This is a genomic window from Planomonospora sp. ID82291 (assembly GCF_015711645.1).
GTDB lineage: Bacteria > Actinomycetota > Actinomycetes > Streptosporangiales > Streptosporangiaceae > Planomonospora.
In genome coordinates this window covers 631,609-652,236 of the sequence record NZ_JABTEX010000002.1, presented here as the reverse complement: position 1 = coordinate 652,236, position 20,628 = coordinate 631,609, and the positions used below count along the sequence as shown (strand labels likewise).

Sequence of the window (20,628 nt, the reverse complement as noted above, 5' to 3'; positions counted from 1 at the left end):
AATAGTGCGAAGAACCTCGATGACTTGGCATCATTGCCCATATCGTGGGCACCCCGACCACCCACGTCACACATGCCACACGCTCCTCCCCCACCCCACCCCACCCCGCCCGCCCCCTTCAGGAACCGGTCCCGCCGTGACCCAACCGCTCCTCGGCCGGCGATCGCTCAGCGACTCGATCGGCGAGCTCTACGACCTCCACGCCCCCGGTCTGTTCGCCTACTGCCACGACCAGCTCGGTGATCCCGACACCGCCTCCGCCGCGGTCCTGTCCGTCCTGTCCGGGGTGCCCGCCGAGCGGCACCCCCCGCGCGCCGGGCTGTACGCCATGGCCCGCGGCGAGATCCAGCGGCGCGACGTCGTGCACGCCCCGCCCCCCGCCGGCGCCGACCCGGTCGCCGCCTTCCTCGGGCGGGTCCTGCGGGACCTCCGGCCGCACCAGCGCGAGGTGCTGTACCTGTCCGGCGTGTGCGGGATGGACGTCTCCGAGCTCTCCTGGGTGCTCGACGTGGCGGCGGACACCGCCGACGAGCTGACCGTGAGCGCCTGCCGCCGCTTCGCCCAGTCCCTGGGCCTGGCCCTGCCCTCGGCGCGTCCGCCGGCCCGCCTGGCCGGCGTCTTCGCCCTCCTGGGCACCGCCCCGATCCGCGACGTCCTGGCCCGCGCCCCGTGGGCCGCCCCTCCGTCGGGGCTGCGTGCCGCCGTACTGGCCGCCGCGCCGGGCACGGCCTCCGGCGCGGCGCCCGGCACGGCCTCCGGCACCGCGGCGGGCACGGCTCCGGCCGGCCGGACCTCCGCCCTGCCGCTCAAGAGGCTCTGGCCGACCGCTCCCGCCTGGCCGCTGCCGCTCACCGAGCCGCACGCGCTGACCAGCACCCGCCTGTTCCTTCCACCGGACCCGGACGCCGTCTCCGCCCACGAGGCGACCACCGAGCCGATGCCCAGGCTGCGCGACGCGGTGCTGACCGCCCTCGACACCGCACCCGACACGGCCTTCGACACCGCACCCGACGCGGTGCTGACCGCCCTCGACACCGCACCCGACACGGCGCCCGACGGGGCGCCCGACGGGGCGCCCGACGGGGCGCTCGACCGGCCCTCCGGCACGGCCGTCGTCCCCGATCCTCCCCTGCGCACCCCCCGCCCCCGGCCGCGCCGGCCGAGGCCGCGGCGCGCGGCGCCCGTGCTGCCCGCCCCGGTCCCCGGCGACGTGCTCGACTCGCCTCCGACGGTGGACGGCCCCGCCCCGGGGGAGAGCCCGGGGGAGGACCTGTTCCGCCCGCTCAGCCCGGAGGTCCGGGCGGCCCTGGCCTACACCGACAAGCTGGTCGCCTCGGCCCCGTTCAGAACGCCACCGGAGATTCCGGCGGCGGCTTCCGCGGGGCCCCCCGTTCCGGCTCCCACCGGAAGTCCGTCCGGCCTCCCGGGCGGCGCGGCGCACGGGGAGACGGCCCGGCCCCGCAAGGCTCCGGAGGACGGTGAGGCGGACCGCCGGGCCCGTTCCGCTCCCGCGCCGACCGGGAGCCGCCGCAGGCGCAGGCAGACCGGGCGCGGCGAGCGCCACCACGACTGGGTCTGGGAGGTCGTCGGCTTCCTGATCTGCGTCACCATCGCGATGCTCGTCTTCTTCGCCGTCCCCACCATCGTCACCCCGTAGGACGTGCCCGGCCGCCGCCCGACCGGCGCGGCCGGCCCCGACCGGCGCGGCCGGCCCCGACCGGCGCGGCCGGCCCCGGACGGAGCGGCCCGCCCCGGACAACACAACCGGTCCCGGACAGCACAACCGGCCCCGGGCGGAGCGGCCGGCCCCGTCATCCCGGGTGACGCGGTCCCTCGCCGTGCGCCGCGGGCTCCTGCTCCTCGCCGACGGCGGGGCGCAGGGTCCGGAGGATGCGGCAGGCGAGGTCGAGCTCCTCCCGCAGTGGTCGCAGCGTCTCCACCGTGGCCGAGAGCTCCCCCGACCTGCCCTGCGCCTCCAGCCGGGCGCACAGCTCGGCCAGCGCGGTCGCCCCCATGTTGACGGCGGAGCCCTTCAGGCTGTGCGCCCGCTTCTCCACGTCCCCGGCGTGCCCCCGGGAGACGGCCTCCTCCAGCTCTTCCAGGGCGCCCGGGGCCTTGGCGACGAACGAGGTCGCCAGATAGTCGACCATCTCCCAGTCGTCCTCCCCCGCGTCCGGTCCGGCCAGCTCGTCGAGGCGCTCCCTGATGGAGGTCTCCCGTGACGGCCGCCCGGACGCCTCCTCCGGAGGCGCCGGCCGCTCCGCGGGCACCGGTTCCTTCCGGGACGGGACGGATCCCTCCGGAGACGGGACGCCGCCGGGCGCGTCCGCCGCCGGAACGGGCGGCGCCGTACCGGAGGACCGCGCCGGAGCGGACGACGCGGCCGGAGCGGACGACGCGGCCGGAGCGGGTTCCGGCGGAGCGGGTTCCGGCGGGGCGGGTTCCGGCGGGGCGGGTTCCGGCGCGGCCGGACCGGCCTGCGCGGGCCGCAGCGGTTCGAGGAGCTCACCCAGCTCGTGCGCGCGCACCGGCTTGGCCAGGTAGTCGTCCATGCCCGCGTTCCGGCAGGCCTCCTGGTCCTCGCCGAGCACGCTGGCGGTCAGCGCCACGATGTACGGCCGGGCGTCCCGCTGCTCGGCGCGGATCCGCCGGGTCGCCTCCAGCCCGTCCATGTTCGGCATGTGCATGTCCATGAGGATCACGTCGTAGGAGGCGCGCCGTACCGCCTCCACCGCCTGCACGCCGTCGTCGACCGTGTCGACCCGGTGACCGAGCCTGGCCAGCATGAGCTGGGCGACCTTCTGGTTGACCGGGTTGTCCTCGGCGAGCAGCACATTGAGGACGCCCTTCCCGGCGCCCGCCTCCGGCTCGGCGCCCTCCCGGAGCTCTCCCGCCGTCTCCGTCCCGGAGACCGCCGCCCCCCTGCGGGCTATCGCGCCCGTCATCTTCTCCCGCAGTACGGTGCTGCGGGCGGGTTTGGTCAACACCGCGTCGAACAGCTCCTTCTGTTCGAGCCGGGCCCGCCAGTGCACGCTCGTCAGCAGCACCAGCGGCAGGTCCCGGCCGACGGGGAGGTCGCGCAGGACGCCGGCCAGCTGCTCTCCGCTCATCTCCGGCATGTGCATGTCCAGGACCGCGACGTCGTAGGAGTGGCCGCCGGTGACCAGGTCCACCGCCTCGCCCGGGGTGCCGACATCGGTGCACTCCATCCCCCAGCCCGCCAGCTGCAGCCGCAGGACGCGCCGGTTGGTCGCGTTGTCGTCCACGACCAGGGCGGACTTCCCGCTGAGCGCCACGTCGGCGGGTGTCGGCGCGGGCGCCGGGCACTCGGGGCAGCCGGCCAGCACCGCGGTCAGGGTGAAGGTGGAGCCGGCGCCGACCTCGCTCTCGACGGCCAGGTCCCCGCCCATGGCCCGAGCGAGCCGCCGGCTGATCGCCAGGCCGAGGCCGGTGCCCCCGTAGACCCGGGTGGTCGAGGAGTCCACCTGGCTGAACGAGCGGAACAGCCGGTCCATGCGCTCGGCCGGGATGCCGATACCGGTGTCCCTGACCGCCACCCGGAGGCGGACCGCGCCGTCGCCCTCCGCGGGGAGCCGCCGCCCGTCCACCGTGACGACGATCTCGCCCTGGTCGGTGAACTTCACGGCGTTGCTGAGCAGGTTGACGATCACCTGCCGGAGCCGCGTCACGTCGCCGCGCAGCATCCGCGGGCAGTCCGGGGCGATGTCCCCGACGAGTTCGAGGCCCTTGCTCTCGGCGGCGAGGGCCATCAGCGAGAGCGTGCCCTCCACGCACTCGCGCACGTCGAACGGCTCGTCGTCGAGATCGAGCTGCCCGGCCTCGATCTTGGAGTAGTCCAGGATGTCGTTGATCACGGCGAGCAGGGCCTCACCGCTGTTGCGCACGGTGTCGGCGAGCTCCCGCTGGTCGGTGTCGAGCTCGGTCTCCAGCAGCAGGTCCGTCATCCCGATGACGGCGTTCATGGGGGTGCGGATCTCGTGGCTCATGGTGGCCAGGAACGAGGCCTTGGCCGCCGCCGCGTCGAGCGCCTCGTCCCGTGTCCGGGCGATGAGCTGCACCGAGGCGTTGACGGCCTCGGCCATCTGCGCCAGCTCCACCGGCTCGGTCACCTGGGCCGGGCGGGTCACGTCGCCGGCCGCGACCCGTCTGGCCGCGGACGACACCTCCTCGACGGAACCGGTCACCTTGCGCGTCGCCCACCGCGCCGCGACGGCGACCAGCAGGGCCGCGAGCAGCGAGCCCCACAGGATGACGTTCCGGGTGTCGGCGGCGCTCTCGGCGCTGCTGCGCTGCCGTATCTCCAGCAGCCGCTGCTCCTCCTCCCTCATCTGGTTCAGCGACGTCTCGGTCCGGGCCATGCTCCACACGCCGCGGTCGGTCAGGACGACGTCGCGGGCGGCCTCGAAACTCTGCTCGCGGCGGAGCCGGATCGTCTCGTCGAGCACCCCGAGCTTCTCGCGCATCGGCACCTGGAGCCGGGTGAGGATCTCCTGCTGGCGCGGGTTGTCCGCGGTCATCCGGCGCAGCTCCGCGAGGTCCTCCTCGATGCCGGGGAGCGCCTGCCGGTACGGATGGAGGTAGCGGTCCTGTCCGGTGATGACGTAGCCGCGCTGACCCCTCTCCGCGTCCTTGAGCAGGTCGCGGAGGCTCGCGATCCGGTCGAGGGTCTGCTGCGTGCGCTCGACCGCCCTGCGCTCCTCGGACAGCGTGCCGATGCGGATGTAGGAGCTGATCCCGATGACGGCGAGGGCGCCGAACGCGAGGGCGTAGCCGACCGCGAGCAGCCTGCTCACCGTCCAGCCGCCCGCGCGCCGTCGTCTGCCCGGGCCCGCCGTCCGCCTGTCCGGGCCCGCCGTCTGCCGTTCGGATGAGGGTGAGGGTGAGGGGGAGGGCGCGCCTGTCGCCATGGTCTCGTCCTCTTCTCCACAGTGGACATAAATAGCCGTTCATTCTATATGTCCGCTTTTTCGGAGAGGATGTGCCGTACGCCGCCCCGCCGGGACGGCGAGGGAGCCGGGCTCAGCGAGGCGGCCTCGGCAGGCCCAGCCCGAGCATGGCGATCAGCTCGCGCTGCACCTCGTTGACGCCGCCGCCGAAGGTCAGCACGAGCGCGCCCCTGGCCAGGCGGTCGAGCCGGTCGGCGAACGCCGCCGTCTCCGGATCGGCCAGGTCGCCGAAGCGGGCCAGGACGTCGCCGAGGAGCCGGCCGGCCTCCTGCATCGCCTCCGAGGCGTAGACCTTGGTCGCGGAGGCGTCCGGGGCGCCCAGCCAGCCGCGGTCCATGCCCGCCGCGACCTGCCAGTTGAGCAGCTCGTTGGTGCGGAACAGCACGTGCAGGCGGCCGAGCGCGCGGCGCACCGCCGGCTCGCCGTCCAGTCCCGCGCCCCGCGCCCAGTCCAGGAACCGGTCCTGGAGGCGGCCGAGGTTGCCCGCCGGACCGAGCGTGACCCGCTCGTGGTTGAGCTGGTCGACGATCAGGTCCCAGCCGCGGTTCACCTCCCCCACCACCATGTCCACCGGCACCCGCACCCCGGAGTAGTAGGTGGCGTTGGTGTGGTGCCGCCCGTCCATGGTGACGATCGGCGTCCAGGAGAAGCCCGGGTCGGCGCAGTCGACGATCATCATCGTGATGCCGCGGTGCCGCTTCGCCGCCGGGTCGGTACGGGCGGCCAGCCAGATGTGGTCCGCGTAGTGGGCGCCCGAGGTGAACGTCTTCTGCCCGTCCACCACGTAGTGGTCGCCGTCGAGGACCGCCGTGGTGCGCAGGGACGCCAGGTCGGTGCCCGCCTCCGGCTCGCTGTAGCCGATCGCGAAGTGGCACTCCCCGGCCAGGATGCGCGGGAGGAAGCGGTCCTTCTGGGCGGGCGTGCCGTACTGCATGAGGGTCGGGCCGACGGTCTGCACGGTGATGAGCGGGTAGGGCACCTCGGCCCGGGCGATCTCGTTGGCGAAGATCTGCTGCTCCAGCGGACCGTACCCGCCGCCGCCGTACTCCTTCGGCCAGCCCAGGCCGAGCCTGCCGTCGCGGCCGAGCCGCCGGCAGTGCTCCATGTAGGCGTCGCCGAACGGGTCGGCGTCGATCTTCGCGCGCTCCTCGGCGGTCAGGCAGCCCTGGAAGTACTCGCGCAGCTCGTGGCGGAGCCGCTTCTGCTCCGCGGTCAGGTCGATCATCATGCGGTGAGCGCTCCGATCCGGTCGAGCCGGGCCTCCGCCCCGCCCAGCAGGTGGGCCTGGTGCCTGGCCCAGGCGAAGTGGCGGTGCAGCGGGTAGGTCACGTCCAGCCCGATCCCGCCGTGCAGGTGCTGGCAGGTGTACAGCGCCTTCAGCGCGGGGCCGGCCGCGGTGAACGCGCCCACCTCCAGGTCCGCCTCCGCCTCCTCGGGCGGCCCCTCCGCCAGCCGCCAGACCGCCGACCACAGGGCCACGTCCAGGGCCCTGCCGGCGATGTAGACGTCGGCGATCTGCATGGTCACCGCCTGGAACTCGGCCAGCGCCCGGCCGAACTGCCGGCGCGTCCCGAGGTAGCCGGTGGTCAGCGCCAGGGCTCCGGCCAGCACGCCGGAGGCGGTGGCGACGGCCCCCGCGACGGACAGGTGCCGCAGGCCCCGCAGCGCCTGTCCGTCCCCGGCCGGGCCGACCGGTTCGGCGGGGACGCCGTCCAGCACCAGCACGGCCCCCGGCTCGCCGGACGGCAGGGGGATGGTCAGCGGCTCCGCCGTCCCCGGATCGACCAGGAACAGCCCGGTCCCGCCGTCCACCGCGGCCGGGACCAGCACCCGGTCCGCCTGGGCGGCGTAGGGCGCGACGCCGGTGCGGCCGTCGAGCGCCCAGCCGCCTCCCGTGGCCCGCCGGGCCGTCGCCGCGCCGGAATCCGCCGCCGCGCTCAGCACCAGCCCGCCCTCGGCCAGCGGGGCCAGCGCCCGGCGCTGCGCGGCCGAGCCGTACCGGGCGACGGTCATCGCGGCGACCAGGCTCTGCTGGACGGGGACGGGGGCGACGTGGGCGCCGACCTCGCGCAGGATCACCGCCAGCTCCACCGGCCCCAGACCGGCGCCGCCCGCCTCCTCGGGCAGGACCGCGCCGAGCAGCCCGGCGCGGGCGAGGGAGCGCCACAGCCCCGCGTCGTACGGCTCGCCGCTCCGCTCGTGGGCCTCGATCCGGGCCGGGGCCGCCTCCCGCCCGAGCAGCCCCGCCGCGAGCCCGCGCAGCTCGTCCTGCGCCTCGTCAAGGGTGAAGTCCACTGGCGCCTCCCGGCGGTGGTGCCCGAATCACTCGACCAGAAATTAGAACACATTCCAATAACTGTCCAGAGCATCTCTTCGCACCATCGCACAGAACATCGCCGTGAGACATATCTCATGGAGAGAAGAGGGGACTGGTGACCGGTGGGTAACTCATCGGAGGAGGAGGAAATCAGATAACGTGTTCTCATGCGTACTCCGCATATGACCATCGAGGTGCCGGAGACCCCGCGCCTCGCCGGCACGTCCGCCCCGAGCACCGCCGGACCCGTCACGAGCAAGGGGGCAGGCGTGCACGGCGAACCCTCAGCCACCGGCGTCCGCACGAGGAGCCAGCACCAGCGGCGCAAGCGCATCATCCAGGCCGCCGCGGCCCTGGCCTCCCGCGGCGGCGTCGAGGCCATGCAGATGCGCACCGTCGCCGAGCGCGCGGGCGTCGCGCTGGGCACCCTCTACCGCTACTTCCCCTCGAAGATGGACCTGGTCGTCGCCGTCGTGGGCGAGGAGATCGACCTGCTGGAGAGCAGCATCGAGCGCCGGCCGCCCGGTGCCGCGGATCCGGCGGGCCGCGCGGTCGACGTGCTGATGCGGGCCACCCGCGGTCTCATGCGCGAACCCGAGCTCGCCGACGCGCTCATCCGCTCGCTGATCATGACCGAGGTGGAGACCCCGTTCGGCGACCGCATGGCGGGCCTGCTCGTCCGCGTCGCCGGGGAGCGCCCCGGCGAGGGGGACGGCCCGACCGAGGAGCAGGTCGCCCTCGCCGGTTCGCTGGCGAGCGTCTGGGTCCACGAGCTGCTGGAGATGCTGCGCGGACGGCGGACGTACGAGCAGATCCAGTGGCGCATCGAGATCGTCGCCACCCGCCTGTTCGCCGATTTCCCGGCCGCTCCCCCCTCGTGAGACCGGAGCCGGTTCCCAGCGCCCCCTACACTCCTGGACATCCGATGTACGGGCGAGCCTGGGACGGTGAAGCGTGGCGGTCACCGACGCCGCGATCGACAAGATCAAGCAGATGATCCTCTCCGGGGAGCTCGCCCCGGGCAGCCGTCTGCCGAAGGAGGCCGACCTCGCCGAGCGGCTCGGCCTGTCCCGCAACTCCCTGCGCGAGGCCGTCCGGGCCCTGGCCCTGATCAACGTGCTGGACGTGCGCCAGGGCGACGGCACCTACGTGACCAGCCTGGAGCCGGGGCTGCTGCTGGACGCCATGTCGTTCGTGGTGGACTTCCACCAGGACGACACCGTGCTGCAGTTCTTCCAGGTCCGGCGGATCCTGGAACCGGCGGCCACCGCCATGGCCGCGACCCGGATGGACGAGGCCGGGGTCGCCGAGCTGCGCGGGATCCTCGACTCGCTGCCCGGCGACCCGAGCGTCGAGCAGCTCGTCGCCAACGACCTGCGGTTCCACCGGCGCATCGCCGAGGGCTCGGGGAACCCGGTGCTCTGCTCGCTGATCGAGAGCCTGTCCGGCCCGACCACCCGGGCCCGCATCTGGCGCGGCCTCACCCAGGGGGGCTCGCTGGACAGGACCCGCGAGCAGCACGCCGCGATCTGCGAGGCCATCGCCTCCCGCCAGCCGGAGGTCGCCCGCGCCTGGGCCACCGTGCACGTCGCCGGCGTCGAGGAGTGGCTCCGCGGCGTCCTGGCCTGAGCCCGATCGCACGGAGGTCGCCGGCCCCGGCCGACGGGTCCCCCTCGCCGCCGCCCTTGACTGTCACCCCGGCCCGTAATAGAACACGTTTCAGAAACATGTTCAACCAAGTGATCGATCAGTGACCGACCGGATGCGCCGCCGGTCGGGGCGCGGCCGGGCCGCGTCCCGGCGCCGCGCGGGACAGCCGGGGAAGCCGCCCGTACGGTCCGCAGGGGAGAGCAATGGACATCAACGTCATCGACCAGGACGTCTACGCGGAGCACGGTCCTCCCCACGAGCAGTTCGCCTGGCTGCGCGCCAACGACCCGGTCCACTGGCACCCCGACCCCGAAGGCCCCGGGTTCTGGGCGGTGACCCGGCACGCCGACGTGGTCCACGTCTCCCGCCACTCCGACCTGTTCTCCTCCCACCGCAAGCTCGCCCTGATCAACGAGATGCCCGAGGAGGAGCGCGAGCTCCAGCGGATGATGATGCTCAACCAGGACCCGCCGGAGCACACCCGGCGGCGCTCCCTGGTCAACCGGGGCTTCACCCCGCGGGTCATCGGACGGCTGGAGCAGCACATCCGCGACATCTGCCACGACCTGGTCGACGAGGCCAGGGGCCGCGGCTCGGCCGACTTCGTCCGGGACATCGCCGCCCCGCTGCCGCTCTACGTCATCTGCGAGCTGCTAGGCGCGCCCGTCGAGGACCGCGACAAGCTGTTCACCTGGTCCAACCAGATGATCGGCGCCGAGGACCCGGACTACGCGGCCGACCCGTCGCAGGGGCGCGACGCGGCCTCGGAGGTCTACGCCTACGCCAACACCCTGGCCGCCCAGCGCCGGGCGGAGCCGCGCGACGACATCATCACCAGGCTCCTGCAGCCCGCCGAGGACGGCGAGGCGCTCGACGAGAACGAGTTCGACCTGTTCGTGCTCCTGCTGGTGGTCGCGGGCAACGAGACGACCCGCAACGCGGCCTCCGGCGGCATGCTCACCCTCTTCGAGCACCCCGAGCAGTGGTCCCGCCTGGTGGCCGAACCGGCGCTCGCCCCCACCGCGGCCGAGGAGATCGTCCGCTGGGTCTCCCCGGTCAACCTCTTCCGCCGCACGGCGACCGCGGACACGGTGATCGGAGGGCAGGAGATCCGCGAGAACGACAAGGTCGTGGTCTTCTACAGCTCGGCCAACCGGGACGAGTCCGTGTTCGACTCCCCCGGCGTCTTCGACATCGGCCGCGACCCCAACCCGCACATCGGGTTCGGCGGCGGCGGGGCCCACTTCTGCCTCGGCAACCACCTCGCCAAGCTGGAGCTCCGGGTCCTGTTCGAGGTGCTGGCCGAGCGGCTGCCGAAGATCTCCCAGACCGGCCCGGCCCGGCGCCTGCGCTCCAACTTCATCAACGGCATCAAGGAACTGCCGGTCGACCTCACCTGAGCAGCAGGGACTCCGCCCGGCCGAGGTAGGCGGACGGCAGGCCGTACAGGGCGGCGGCGGCCTCGGGGTCGGCGATGGGGGGCAGCGCGGCGACGGCGTCCGCCGCCAGGCCCCGGCAGTGCGCGAGCGTCTCCTCCGCCATGCCGCCGCCTCTCAGCCGGTCCAGCACGGTCGCGACCTCGTCCTCGGTCAGCCGCCGGCCGAGGAACGGGCGCAGGTCCGCGCAGTCCCGGGACACCGCCGTGATCAGGGGGAAGGTGTAGACCCCCTGCCGGAGGTCGTTGCCGGCCGGCTTGCCGAGCAGCTCGGTCGTGGAGCACAGGTCCAGCAGGTCGTCCAGGATCTGGAACATCATGCCGAACCGCTCGCCGTACTCCGCCAGTGCCTGCCCGTCCGGGTGCGCGACCAGGCAGCTCGCCCGGAACAGGGAGGCGGTCTTGCGGCGGACGGAGCGCAGGGCGCTCTGCGGGGTGCGGTCCGCGTCGAAGAGCTCGGCCGTCTCCTGGAACTGGCCCTCGGCCAGTTCGACGACGGTGGCGGCCAGCGTCGCGGCCACCGGCTTGGAGACCGAGGAGAGCGCCGTGAGCGCCGCCCTGGCCAGCATGAAGTCGCCCACCAACAGCGCCCGGGCGCCGCCCAGCTCGGCGTTGAGGGTCCGCACGCCGCGGCGCTCGGCCGCGCCGTCCATCAGGTCGTCGTGGACCAGCGAGCCCGCGTGGACGAGCTCCACGCACGCCGCCGCGGTCACCGTCCGCCGATCGATCCGCCCTCCCAGGGCGAGCGCCGCGGCCAGGGTCAGCGCGGGACGGAGCCGCTTGCCCCCCGCACCGGTGATCCGGGCGACCGCCCGGTTGACGGAGGGCAGCCGGGACGAGGCGCTCAGGCTCCGCAGGCGCCTCTCCACCTGCCGCAACCCGGCGGAGACGGCCGGGCCGGACAGGACCTCTTCCGGACCCGCGGGGCGCGTGGCGTGGACGAGCATGACGGACTCCTCCGTGACGGGACCCCTCTTCCGGGGATCGCCCTCCACACTGCCCCACCCTTCCTGAGCGGACGCTGAGCCTGGCTGTGCGGGAGCTGAGGACCGCTGAGACGCCTTTCAGCGGGCTCGGCCCGCCCCCCGAGGAACCGGCACACCCGACCCCCGGACAGACACAGGCTCAGGGGTGGCGGTTGAGCGAGATGCGCAAGCGCCGAGGTCTCACCCAGGCCCAGGTCGCCGATCGCATGGGCATCTCCGTGGCCCGGGTGTCCCAGATCGAGAAGGGTGACGTGTCGACCCGCGAGGTCCTGGACCGCTATGTCGCCGCCCTCGGCGGCACCCTCAAACTGATCGCCGACTTCGGCGACGAGCAGCTGAAAGTCGGTTGACCGCGCAGAGGGACCGGCCGGGCCCGCACCTGGCGGGCGGCCCGGTCCCTCCGTGCTCCAGGACCGGCCGGGCGGGTCTCATGGCCAGGAGGAGTCCTGGTCGGGGTCGCCGCCCTCGGACAGGAGCTTGACGTCGGCCTCGACCATCATGGCGACCAGTTCCTCGAAGGAGACCGAGGGCTCCCAGCCGAGCTGGACGCGGGCCTTCTTCGGGTCGGCGCAGAGCAGGTCGACCTCGGCCGGGCGGTGCAGGGACCGGTCGGCGACCACGTACCGCTCCCAGTCGAGACCGGCGGCGGTGAAGGCCGCCTCCACCAGCTCGCGCACCGACTGGGTCCGGCCGGTGCCGATGACGTAGTCCTCGGGCGTGTCGGCCTGGAGCATCAGGTGCATCGCCCGGACGTAGTCGCCGGCGTAGCCCCAGTCGCGGCGGGCCTCCAGGTTGCCCAGGCGCAGCTCCGAGGCCAGGCCCAGCTTGATGCGGGCCACGCCGAGGGAGACCTTGCGGGTGACGAACTCGGCGCCGCGGCGCGGCGACTCGTGGTTGAACAGGATGCCGCTGACCGCGAACATCCCGTAGGACTCGCGGTAGTTCTGGGTCAGGAAGTGGCCGTAGGCCTTGGCCACGCCGTACGGCGAGCGGGGGTGGAACGGGGTGGTCTCCGCCTGCGGGGTCTCCCGGACCTGGCCGAACATCTCCGACGACGACGCCTGGTAGAACCGGATCTGGCCGGAGCCGCCGGCGGTCCGCGCGGAGGAGATCCCCGAGCAGACCCGGATGGCCTCCAGCATGCGCAGCACGCCCATGCCGGTGACCTCGGCGGTCAGCTCGGCCTGCTCCCACGACATCGGCACGAACGAGATGGCGCCCAGGTTGTAGACCTCGTCGGGCTGGACCTTCTCCACCGCGGAGATGAGCGAGCCCTGGTCGAGCAGGTCGCCGCGGACCAGCTGGACGTCCTGCAGGAGCCGGCGCACCCGGGAGACGCGCGGGTTGGCCTGCCCCCGGACGAGTCCCCAGACCTCGTAGCCCTCGCTCAGCAGGCATTCGGCCAGGTAGGAACCGTCCTGCCCGGTGATGCCGGTGATCAGCGCGCGCCTGGCCAACGCGTCCTCCTTGCTCGTCGGGCGGGGCCTGCTCCCGGACCGGGTCCTCCCCGGACGGTATGCCGTTGACTGGCGAATGTACCGCCCTGCCCTGCTATGGGCACCATACCGGGGATCGTGTCACTAGAACCCGTTGCACCGAATCACGATCGGATGGACCAACGCCGCAGCTCGCATGCCCTGAAAGTGACACTGAGCACAATTCCACATTAGAAGGGTGAGACCTACCGAATGGTAGGGTCCGAGGACTAAGGTCATCTTTCACGGTACCTGTCCTCACCCGGACAGGGTGAGGAAGGGGTTGCCGTGCCAGGTGCGGACTCGCTGCGGATCGCTCTGCTGTCCTACCGGAGCAAGCCGACCTGCGGCGGCCAGGGGGTCTACCTGCGCCACCTCAGCCGCGAACTGGTCGCCCTCGGCCACCGCGTGGAGGTCCTCTCCGGCCAGCCGTACCCCGAGCTCGACGAGGGCGTCGTCCTCACCAAGGTCCCCAGCCTGGACCTCTACCGCGACGAGGACCCCTTCCGCACCCCCGGGCTGCGCGAGTTCCGCGACTGGATCGACGTGCTCGAGGTCGCGACCATGTGGACCGCCGGGTTCCCCGAGCCGCTCACCTTCAGCCTGCGCGCCCGCCGCGAGCTCGCCAAGCGCGTCGGCGACTTCGACGTGGTCCAGGACAACCAGACCCTCGGCTACGGCCTGCTCGGCATCGCCAAGCTCTTCCCGGTGGTCGGCACCATCCACCACCCGATCAGCGTCGACCGGCGGATCGAGCTCAAGGCCGCCCCGCTGCGCAAGCAGTTCTCGATGCGGCGCTGGTACGGCTTCGTGCGCATGCAGGCCAAGGTCGCCCCGCGGCTGAACCCGATCCTGACCGTCAGCGAGTCCTCCCTGGCCGACATCCACCGCGACTTCAACGTCCCGCAGGCCAACATGCGGCTCATCCCGCTGGGCGTGGACACCCGCTACTTCCACCCGCGCCCGGAGCTGCCCAAGCGCCCCGGCTCGATCGTCGCGGTGGCCAGCGCCGACTCGCCGATGAAGGGCGTGGCGACGCTGCTGCGCGCGGTGGCCAAGCTCGCCACCGAGCGCGACGTGAACCTGACCGTGGTGAGCAGGCCGACTCCGGGCGGCCCGACCGAGAAGCTGGTGGCCGAGCTCTCCCTGGCCGACCGGGTCCGGTTCGTGCACGGCATCTCCGACACCGAGCTGGGCGAGCTGATCGCCACCTCGGAGATCGCGGTCGTCCCCTCGCTCTACGAGGGCTTCTCCCTCCCGGCCGTCGAGCACATGGCCTGCGGGACCCCGCTCGTCGCCTCGCGGACCGGCGCGCTGCCGGAGGTCGTCGGCGACGCCGCGGTCCAGGTCGCCCCCGGCGACCCCGAGGAGCTGGCCGCCGTGCTGCGCCGCCTGCACGACTCCCCCGAGGAGCGGGCCGAGGTCGGCCGGCGCGGCTACGAGCGCGCGATGGAGCGCTACACCTGGAAGGTCGTCGCGCAGCGGACCGTGGAGGCCTACCGCGAGGCCATCCGGGTCCACCCCACGACCAGTACGACGTGATCGACCCCTTTCCCACCTGGATCTCTGCGAGGAGCGGTACGTGCTGACTGTCGACTTCGGCCGGTTGCCCGTCGGGCCCGGGACCCGGGTCCTCGATCTCGGCTGCGGCGGCGGGCGGCACGCCTTCGAGGTGCTGCGCCGGGGCGCCGACGTGGTCGCGTTCGACATGGACGCCGAGGAGCTGAAGGGCGTGGCGACCATGTTCGCCGCGATGGAGCAGGCCGGCGAGGTGCCCGACGAGGCGACCGCCGAGACGGTGACCGGCGACGCGCTGGACATGCCGTTCGAGGACGCCTCCTTCGACCGGGTGATCGCCGCCGAGGTCCTGGAGCACATCCCCGACGACATGGCGGCGATGCGGGAGATCTTCCGGGTGCTCAAGCCGGGCGGCCTGGCCGCGGTCACGGTGCCCAGCTTCCTGCCCGAGCGGATCTGCTGGGCGCTGGACGAGGACTACCACACCGCTCCCGGCGGGCACGTGCGGATCTACACGCTCGCCGAGCTCGGCGCCAAGCTCAAGGCCACCGGGTTCGTCATCGGCCCGCACCACCACGCCCACGGCCTGCACGCGCCGTACTGGTGGATCAAGTGCGCGGTCGGCGTGAACAACGACGACCACCCGCTGGCCAAGGCGTACCACGAGATCCTCGTCTGGGACATCATGAAGCGCCCGGCCGCCACCCGCATCGCCGAGGCGCTGCTCAACCCGCTCATCGGCAAGAGCGTCGTGCTCTACGTCCGGAAGCCCGCCTGAGCGATGGACCGGGAACGGGTCGTCCAGACCGCGCGGAGCATCGCGGCCGTGCAGGAGGCCGACGGCGGCGTCCCCTGGCCCGAGGGCCACGTCGACGCCTGGAACCACGTCGAGTGCCTGATGGCGATGAGCGTGGCCGGGCTGGCCGGGCCGGTCCGCCGGGGATACGACTGGCTGGTCCGCACCCAGCGGGCCGACGGGTCCTGGCCGATGAAGCTGGTCGGCGGCCGGGCCGTCGAGCACGGCGGGGAGTCCAACCACGCGGCCTACGTCGCGGTCGGCGTCTGGCACGAGCTGCTGGTCACCGGCGACGAGGGCTTCGCCCGCGAGATGTGGCCCGTCGTGCGCTCCGCCCTCGACTTCACCGTCGGCCTGCAGACCACCCGGGGCGAGATCGTCTGGGAGCGGGCCGCGGACGGCCGGGCGGCCTCCTACGCCCTGCTGACCGGCTGCGCCTCCGTCCACCAGGGCCTGCGCTGCGGCGTGCTGCTCGGCGAGCACCTGGGCGACCCGCAGCCCGACTGGGAGCTGGCGGCCGACCAGCTCGGCCACGTTTTGGCCGCCCACCCCGAGGCGTTCGCCGACAAGAGCCGCTTCTCGATGGACTGGTACTACCCGATCCTCGGCGGCGCCCTGCGCGGCCCGGCGGCCCACGCCCGGCTGGCCGAGGAGTGGGACACCTTCGTCGAGCCGGGCCTGGGCATCCGCTGCGTCTCCGACCAGCCCTGGGTGACCGGCGCGGAGACGTGCGAGCTGGTGCTGGCGCTGGACGCCCTGGGCGACCGGGAGCGGGCCGAGAAGCTCTTCGCCGACATGCAGCACCTGCGGCACGAGGACGGGTCCTACTGGACCGGCTGGCAGTTCGTGAACGAGAAGTGGTTCCCGCACGAGCGCTCGGCCTACACCGCGGCCGCCGTCGTGCTCGCCGCCGACGCGCTGTACGGCCTCACCCCCGCGGCGGGCCTCTTCCGCGACGCGGGCGCCTGCGCCACGGACCGCCCCACCGCGGCCTGCGGCTGCAGCCACGCCCCCTCCCTCGGCTGACCGGCCGGGGCCGGGGCGGCCGGGGCCGACGAGCGCCGGGGCGGCCGGGGCCGGGGCGGCGAGTGCCGCGGCCCGGGGCGGCCCGGTCAGCCGATGCCGGGGCCGATCCGCTCCAGCACCCGCAGCGAGCCCTCCCGCCGGACCTCCGTGAACGCCCCGGAGGCCAGCGCCCGCTGGTGGACGCGGTACGGCGCCTGCCCGCCGTCGGCCGGGTCGGGGTAGATGTCGTGGAAGACCAGCGCGCCGCCCTGCACCACGTGCGGGGCCCAGCCCTCGTAGTCCTTGGTCACCGGCTCCTCGGAGTGGCCGCCGTCGATGAACAGCATCCCCAGCGGGGTGTTCCAGAACCCGGCGACCTTCTCCGACCGGCCGACGATCGCGATGACCTCCTCCTCCAGCCCGGCCGCGGCGATCGTGCAGCGGAAGGTCGGCAGGGAGTCCATCTTGCCGAAGCGGGGGTCGACCAGCGTGGGGTCGTGGTGGGCCCAGCCCGGCTGGATCTCCTCCGAGCCCCGGTGGTGGTCCACGGTCAGCACGACGGAGCCGGACAGACGGGCGCCCGCGCCGAGGTAGACGGCGGACTTGCCGCAGTAGGTGCCGATCTCGCAGATCGGCCCGCGCGCGCCGTACGCGGCGGCGGTCTCGAACAGGGCGATCCCCTCGGCCCGGGGCATGAACCCCTTGGCGCGCTGGGCGGCCTGCAGCAGGTCCGCGGGCATGCTCGGCGGCGGGCCGGGGGGCGCGTCCGCGGGCAGGCCGGAAGGCCCGGTGGCGTTGCTCATCGGAGCAGCCTACCCACACCGAACAACATTCGGAACGGCCCTTGCCGGGCCTTATGGAACATGTTCTACTTTGCACCGTGAATCAGCGCGCGCGCATAGCGATGTCCGACGACGAGGTCACCGCCTTCATCGCGGAGTCGCGGAAACTCCAGCTCGGCACGATCAACCCCGACGGCACGCCCCACCTGGTCACCATGTTCTACGGGCTGGACGAGGGGAAGATCGCTTTCTGGACCTACGGCAAGGCCCAGAAGACCCGCAACATCGAGCGGGACGCCCGGGTGAGCTGCCTCATCGAGGCCGGGGACGACTACGCCGCGCTGCGCGGCGTCCTGGTGTACGGCGTCGCGCGCGTGATCGACGACCCGGAGGGCGTGCTGCGCGTCGGCATGGGCGTGACCCGGCGGATGGCGGGGATGCCGGACTCCGAGGAGCTCGTCTCCGAGTACGTCGCCCACACCGGCCGGAAAAGGGTCGCGTTCGTCGTCGAGCCCACCCGGGTGGTCTCCTGGGACCACCGTAAGCTCGGCACGCCGATCCAGTCCGGTTGAGGAGGTTCACGCTCATGAAGATCAAGGTCGACTATCTGGTCTGCGAGGCCAACGCCGTCTGCATGGGACTCGCCCCGGAGGTCTTCGACGTCGACGACGACGACCAGCTGCACGTGCTGCTGCCTGAGCCGCCGCCGGAGATGATGGACCGCGTCCGGCACGCCGTGCGGTCCTGCCCCAAAGCCGCCCTCTCCCTCGAGGAGACCCCCGAGGAGAAGGCATAACCCCGGACCCAGGAGGACCCCCATGCGCGGTGCGCTGCTCCACGCCGTCGGCGACGACAAGCTCGACATCCGCGACGACTTCACCCTGGCCCCGATCGGTCCGGCGGACGTCCGGATCAAGGTCAGGGCCACCGGCGTCTGCCACTCCGACCTGTCGGTGCTGAGCGGCGTGCTGCCGATGCCGCTCCCGGTCATCCCCGGCCACGAGGGCGCGGGCGAGGTCGTCGAGGTCGGCGACCACGTGACCACGGTCCAGCCCGGCGACCACGTCATCGTCAACTGGACCCCGGCCTGCGGCACCTGCCCCAACTGCCTGGTGAACCAGCCGTTCCTGTGCATGACCTACGTCATGGACAGCTTCGTCAACGCCCGGTTCCGCTACGGCGGCGACACCCCGGCGTTCGGCATGGCCGGCTGCGGCACCTGGTGCGAGGAGATCGTCGTGCCCTGGCAGGGCGCGGTCAAGGTCGACCCGGAGGTGCCCTTCGAGGTGGCGGCGCTGATCGGCTGCGGCGTCACCACCGGCGTCGGCGCGGCGCTCAACACGGCCAGGGTCCGCGCGGGCTCGACCGTGGCCGTGGTCGGCTGCGGCGGGATCGGCCTGTCGATCATCCAGGGCGCCCGGATCTCCGGCGCGACCACGATCCTGGCGATCGACCCGCTGGAGTCCAAGCACGCGCTGGCCGAGAAGGTCGGCGCCACCCACGCGGTCACGCCCGATGAGCTGATGGACGCGATCGGCACGCTGACCGGGGGCAAGGGCTTCGACTACGGATTCGAGGCCGTCGGCAAGTCCGCCGCGATCATGACCGCCTGGCAGGCGACCCGCCGCGGCGGCGACATGATCGTCGTCGGCGCTGGCGCGATGGACGACATCGTCCCGCTGAGCGCCTTCAGCCTGCTGTTCGAGGGCAAGAACATCCTCAGCTCGATGTACGGCGGGGCGGACGTGCGCCGGGACTTCCCGTTCTTCGCCGAGCTGTACAAGGCCGGCAAGCTCGACCTGGAGAGCATGATCAGCTCCCGGATCAGGCTCGCCGACCTCAACGACGCCGTCGCGGCCCTGCGCGGCGGCGAGGTCCTGCGCCAGGTCGTCGTCCTGGACTGACAGCGCGAACGCGGGTGAGCGCCTCCCCGGCACGGCCGGCCCTGGTCCGCAGGGACCCGCCGCGCCGGGGAGGCGTTCACCCGCAGACGGCACGGGCGCGGTGGAGCCGTCTGAGGCTGTCGCGGGACGACGGTCTACGCCAACGGCGGCGGGTAGCGGTGGATCTCCGCCCGGTGCCCCGTCGAACCGGCGAACTCGGCGTCGTCCGTGAGCAGCGGCACCCCCAGCAGTTCCGCGAGCGCGACGTACATGCCGTCGTAGGCGGTGAGGTCATTGCGCAGTTCCAGCACACGCGACTGCAGCGGCAGCATCGGATGGCGGACGATCTTCAACTGGGCGTACCGCTCCAGCATGACGCCGGCCCGCTCCTCGGAGATGCGCACCTCCGGCTTACTCGTGATCACATGCCCGCGCACCACCGAGGCGATCTCGACGTCGATCAGTGCCGGGGCGTGCAGCCTGCGGGCCAGCCGCTGACGGAGCAGATCGTCGCCTTTCACGTTGGCCAGCAGGCGGAAGACGATCGAGGCGTCGACGACCAGGCTCACCGGCGACCCTCGCGCAGCGTCTCGCGGACGAAGTCCGGATCGTACGGCACCGGCTCGTCGGCTGCGACCCTGGCCATGACCTCGTCGAGCGTCGGGGTGGCCGCCTCCTCGTTGAGGAGATCGCGCAGGTAGGCCGTCAACGACTTGCCCTCACGCTCGGCTCGCGCCTTCAGCGTCCGCTCGGTCTCGTCGGGGACATCTCGAATCTGCATGGTTCCCATGCATACAAATTAGCATGCATATTGCATGCACCGAAGACGCCCTCGTCACCCTGTGGAAGCCGGCACCGCCGGGCGGCCGCGGAGAATATCGGCGCCCGAGGGCCGGACGCCGTGCCACACCGCCCTTGTGGAGAGGGCGAAAGGATGCCACCCTTACGGCATGATCAACGAAAGGGGCGGCGCCGCCCGTAACCGGTGAGCGTCCGTAGGCGGCCGGAGGCCGCCGACATCCACGACGAATGGCTGGGCTGGGCGCTCTCGACGCTGCCCGCCGACAGGGCGGCCGCCGAGGCCGCGATCCGCTCCGCGACTTCGTCAGGGACCGGATCTGCACCCCGGTACGGCTCGCCCTCCCGCCGACCGGCCGGCTCACCTGGTACGGGCAGCACGACGCGTACTGGGTGGCCCACTACGACGCCTGGAGGCGGGTCGGCGGCCGGACCTACCGGTGCCTGGACCGGGTGTTCGACCTCTGGGCCGTGCTCGCCCGCTCGTGCGGCTGGTGGTGGCCGCTGGACGGATCGTGCGTCGTCTCCGAGCGGCCGGTCGCGATACGCACCCGGGACGGCCGGCTGCACGACGCCGAGGGACCCGCCGTCGCGTACGCCGACGGCTGGGCCGTGCACGCCTGGGAGGGCACCCGCGTGCCGCGGTGGGTCATCACCGATCCGACTCCCGACCGCATCGCGCGGGAGCCGAACGTCGAGGTGCGCCGCTGCGCGATCGAACGGATCGGCTGGGAGACCTACATCGAGCAGGCCGGGCTGCGGCTGGTCGCGACCGCGCCCGATCCCGGGAACCCCGGCTCCGACCTGCGGCTGTACGACCTGCCCGACGCGGTCTGGGGCCGCCCGGCCCGGGTCCTGCTCACCGTCAACGGCTCCGTGGAGCGCGACGGCCGGCGGCGGCGCTACGGGCTCGGCGTGCCCCGCTTCCTGGACGACCCCGTCGCCGCGGCCGCATGGACCTACGGCCTGTCCGCCGACCACTACTCCCGGCTCGTCCGGCGCACATGAGAGGTGAT

General features: G+C 73.0%; 20 protein-coding genes. 12 read left to right on the top strand and 8 right to left on the bottom strand.

What is annotated here, in order from left to right; translation table 11 throughout:
* Positions 1 to 136: 136 nt before the first annotated feature.
* Positions 137 to 1,657, top strand: a complete 1,521-nt coding sequence (locus HS045_RS13945; protein WP_196451783.1) for a hypothetical protein — start codon at positions 137 to 139, stop codon at positions 1,655 to 1,657.
* A 154-nt stretch (positions 1,658 to 1,811) separates the two neighbouring features.
* Here HS045_RS13945 and HS045_RS13940 read toward each other — a convergent pair whose 3' ends face one another.
* From HS045_RS13940 to HS045_RS36140, 3 genes are all read right to left on the bottom strand, one after another.
* The gene (locus tag HS045_RS13940; protein WP_196451781.1) at positions 1,812 to 4,814 is read right to left on the bottom strand and encodes a response regulator; all 3,003 of its coding nucleotides are present in this window, start codon (positions 4,812 to 4,814) and stop codon (positions 1,812 to 1,814) included.
* Between the two features lie 226 nt (positions 4,815 to 5,040).
* Positions 5,041 to 6,195 carry an acyl-CoA dehydrogenase family protein gene (locus HS045_RS13935; RefSeq protein ID WP_196451779.1) on the bottom strand — a complete coding sequence of 385 codons (1,155 nt, stop codon included), beginning with the start codon at positions 6,193 to 6,195 and terminating at the stop codon, positions 5,041 to 5,043.
* Positions 6,192 to 7,262 carry an acyl-CoA dehydrogenase family protein gene (locus HS045_RS36140; RefSeq protein ID WP_196451777.1) on the bottom strand — a complete coding sequence of 357 codons (1,071 nt, stop codon included), beginning with the start codon at positions 7,260 to 7,262 and terminating at the stop codon, positions 6,192 to 6,194. The genes HS045_RS13935 and HS045_RS36140 overlap by 4 nt, the downstream gene beginning before the upstream one ends.
* Before the next feature lie 189 nt (positions 7,263 to 7,451).
* On the opposite strand from HS045_RS36140, the gene HS045_RS13925 reads away from it, so the two are divergent.
* The 3 genes from HS045_RS13925 to HS045_RS13915 all read left to right on the top strand — a co-directional run bounded on the left by HS045_RS13925 (position 7,452) and on the right by HS045_RS13915 (position 10,334).
* Positions 7,452 to 8,165 (top strand): TetR family transcriptional regulator, encoded by a 714-nt coding sequence (locus HS045_RS13925; RefSeq protein WP_196451775.1) that lies wholly within the window; start codon positions 7,452 to 7,454, stop codon positions 8,163 to 8,165.
* A 73-nt stretch (positions 8,166 to 8,238) separates the two neighbouring features.
* Positions 8,239 to 8,913, top strand: a complete 675-nt coding sequence (locus HS045_RS13920) for a FadR/GntR family transcriptional regulator (RefSeq protein ID WP_196451773.1) — start codon at positions 8,239 to 8,241, stop codon at positions 8,911 to 8,913.
* Positions 8,914 to 9,137: 224 nt separating this feature from the next.
* Entirely contained in the window at positions 9,138 to 10,334 is a 1,197-nt protein-coding gene (locus HS045_RS13915) for a cytochrome P450 (RefSeq protein ID WP_196451771.1), read from the top strand.
* Here HS045_RS13915 and HS045_RS13910 read toward each other — a convergent pair.
* Positions 10,327 to 11,316: a polyprenyl synthetase family protein gene (locus HS045_RS13910; protein WP_196451769.1), complete on the bottom strand. Its 990-nt coding sequence runs from the start codon at positions 11,314 to 11,316 to the stop codon at positions 10,327 to 10,329. The two genes, HS045_RS13915 and HS045_RS13910, sit on opposite strands and share 8 nt — an antisense overlap.
* Positions 11,317 to 11,402: 86 nt before the next feature.
* Here HS045_RS13910 and HS045_RS13905 point away from each other — a divergent pair, with 86 nt between their 5' ends.
* Positions 11,403 to 11,705, top strand: coding sequence for a helix-turn-helix transcriptional regulator (locus HS045_RS13905; RefSeq protein WP_307827515.1), 303 nt, complete (start codon positions 11,403 to 11,405; stop codon positions 11,703 to 11,705).
* A 78-nt stretch (positions 11,706 to 11,783) separates the two neighbouring features.
* On the opposite strand, the gene HS045_RS13900 is transcribed toward HS045_RS13905, so the two are convergent.
* A complete protein-coding gene (locus tag HS045_RS13900; protein ID WP_196451765.1) occupies positions 11,784 to 12,812 on the bottom strand; it encodes a GDP-mannose 4,6-dehydratase in 1,029 nt (342 codons plus the stop codon).
* 306 nt (positions 12,813 to 13,118) lie between these two features.
* Here HS045_RS13900 and HS045_RS13895 point away from each other — a divergent pair, with 306 nt between their 5' ends.
* Genes HS045_RS13895 through HS045_RS13885 form a run of 3 tightly spaced genes read left to right on the top strand, consistent with a single transcriptional unit; the run spans position 13,119 to position 16,170 of the window.
* Positions 13,119 to 14,372, top strand: coding sequence for a glycosyltransferase family 4 protein (locus HS045_RS13895; RefSeq protein ID WP_196451763.1), 1,254 nt, complete (start codon positions 13,119 to 13,121; stop codon positions 14,370 to 14,372).
* 40 nt (positions 14,373 to 14,412) lie between these two features.
* The gene (locus HS045_RS13890) at positions 14,413 to 15,126 is read left to right on the top strand and encodes a class I SAM-dependent methyltransferase (protein WP_068897703.1); all 714 of its coding nucleotides are present in this window, start codon (positions 14,413 to 14,415) and stop codon (positions 15,124 to 15,126) included.
* Between the two features lie 3 nt (positions 15,127 to 15,129).
* A complete protein-coding gene (locus tag HS045_RS13885) occupies positions 15,130 to 16,170 on the top strand; it encodes a prenyltransferase (protein ID WP_196451761.1) in 1,041 nt (346 codons plus the stop codon).
* Between the two features lie 86 nt (positions 16,171 to 16,256).
* Here the strand turns inward: HS045_RS13885 and HS045_RS13880 are convergent, their stop codons facing one another.
* Positions 16,257 to 16,889, bottom strand: coding sequence for a class I SAM-dependent methyltransferase (locus HS045_RS13880; protein WP_196452784.1), 633 nt, complete (start codon positions 16,887 to 16,889; stop codon positions 16,257 to 16,259).
* A 140-nt stretch (positions 16,890 to 17,029) separates the two neighbouring features.
* Here HS045_RS13880 and HS045_RS13875 point away from each other — a divergent pair, with 140 nt between their 5' ends.
* Genes HS045_RS13875 through HS045_RS13865 form a run of 3 tightly spaced genes read left to right on the top strand, consistent with a single transcriptional unit; the run spans position 17,030 to position 18,835 of the window.
* A complete protein-coding gene (locus HS045_RS13875) occupies positions 17,030 to 17,503 on the top strand; it encodes a pyridoxamine 5'-phosphate oxidase family protein (RefSeq protein ID WP_196451759.1) in 474 nt (157 codons plus the stop codon).
* A 14-nt stretch (positions 17,504 to 17,517) separates the two neighbouring features.
* Positions 17,518 to 17,727 (top strand): ferredoxin, encoded by a 210-nt coding sequence (locus HS045_RS13870; RefSeq protein WP_068897707.1) that lies wholly within the window; start codon positions 17,518 to 17,520, stop codon positions 17,725 to 17,727.
* Between the two features lie 22 nt (positions 17,728 to 17,749).
* On the top strand, positions 17,750 to 18,835 hold the full coding sequence (locus HS045_RS13865) for an alcohol dehydrogenase catalytic domain-containing protein (RefSeq protein ID WP_196451757.1): 1,086 nt from the start codon (positions 17,750 to 17,752) through the stop codon (positions 18,833 to 18,835).
* Between the two features lie 134 nt (positions 18,836 to 18,969).
* Here the strand turns inward: HS045_RS13865 and HS045_RS13860 are convergent, their stop codons facing one another.
* Together HS045_RS13860 and HS045_RS13855 are read right to left on the bottom strand one after the other, a co-directional pair.
* Positions 18,970 to 19,383 (bottom strand): type II toxin-antitoxin system VapC family toxin, encoded by a 414-nt coding sequence (locus HS045_RS13860; protein WP_196451755.1) that lies wholly within the window; start codon positions 19,381 to 19,383, stop codon positions 18,970 to 18,972.
* Positions 19,380 to 19,604, bottom strand: coding sequence for a hypothetical protein (locus HS045_RS13855; RefSeq protein ID WP_230884029.1), 225 nt, complete (start codon positions 19,602 to 19,604; stop codon positions 19,380 to 19,382). Before HS045_RS13855 ends, HS045_RS13860 begins: the two co-directional genes overlap by 4 nt.
* A 239-nt stretch (positions 19,605 to 19,843) precedes the next feature.
* On the opposite strand from HS045_RS13855, the gene HS045_RS13850 reads away from it, so the two are divergent.
* Positions 19,844 to 20,620 carry a DUF6745 domain-containing protein gene (locus tag HS045_RS13850; protein WP_196451754.1) on the top strand — a complete coding sequence of 259 codons (777 nt, stop codon included), beginning with the start codon at positions 19,844 to 19,846 and terminating at the stop codon, positions 20,618 to 20,620.
* The last annotated feature ends 8 nt before the right edge of the window (positions 20,621 to 20,628 follow it).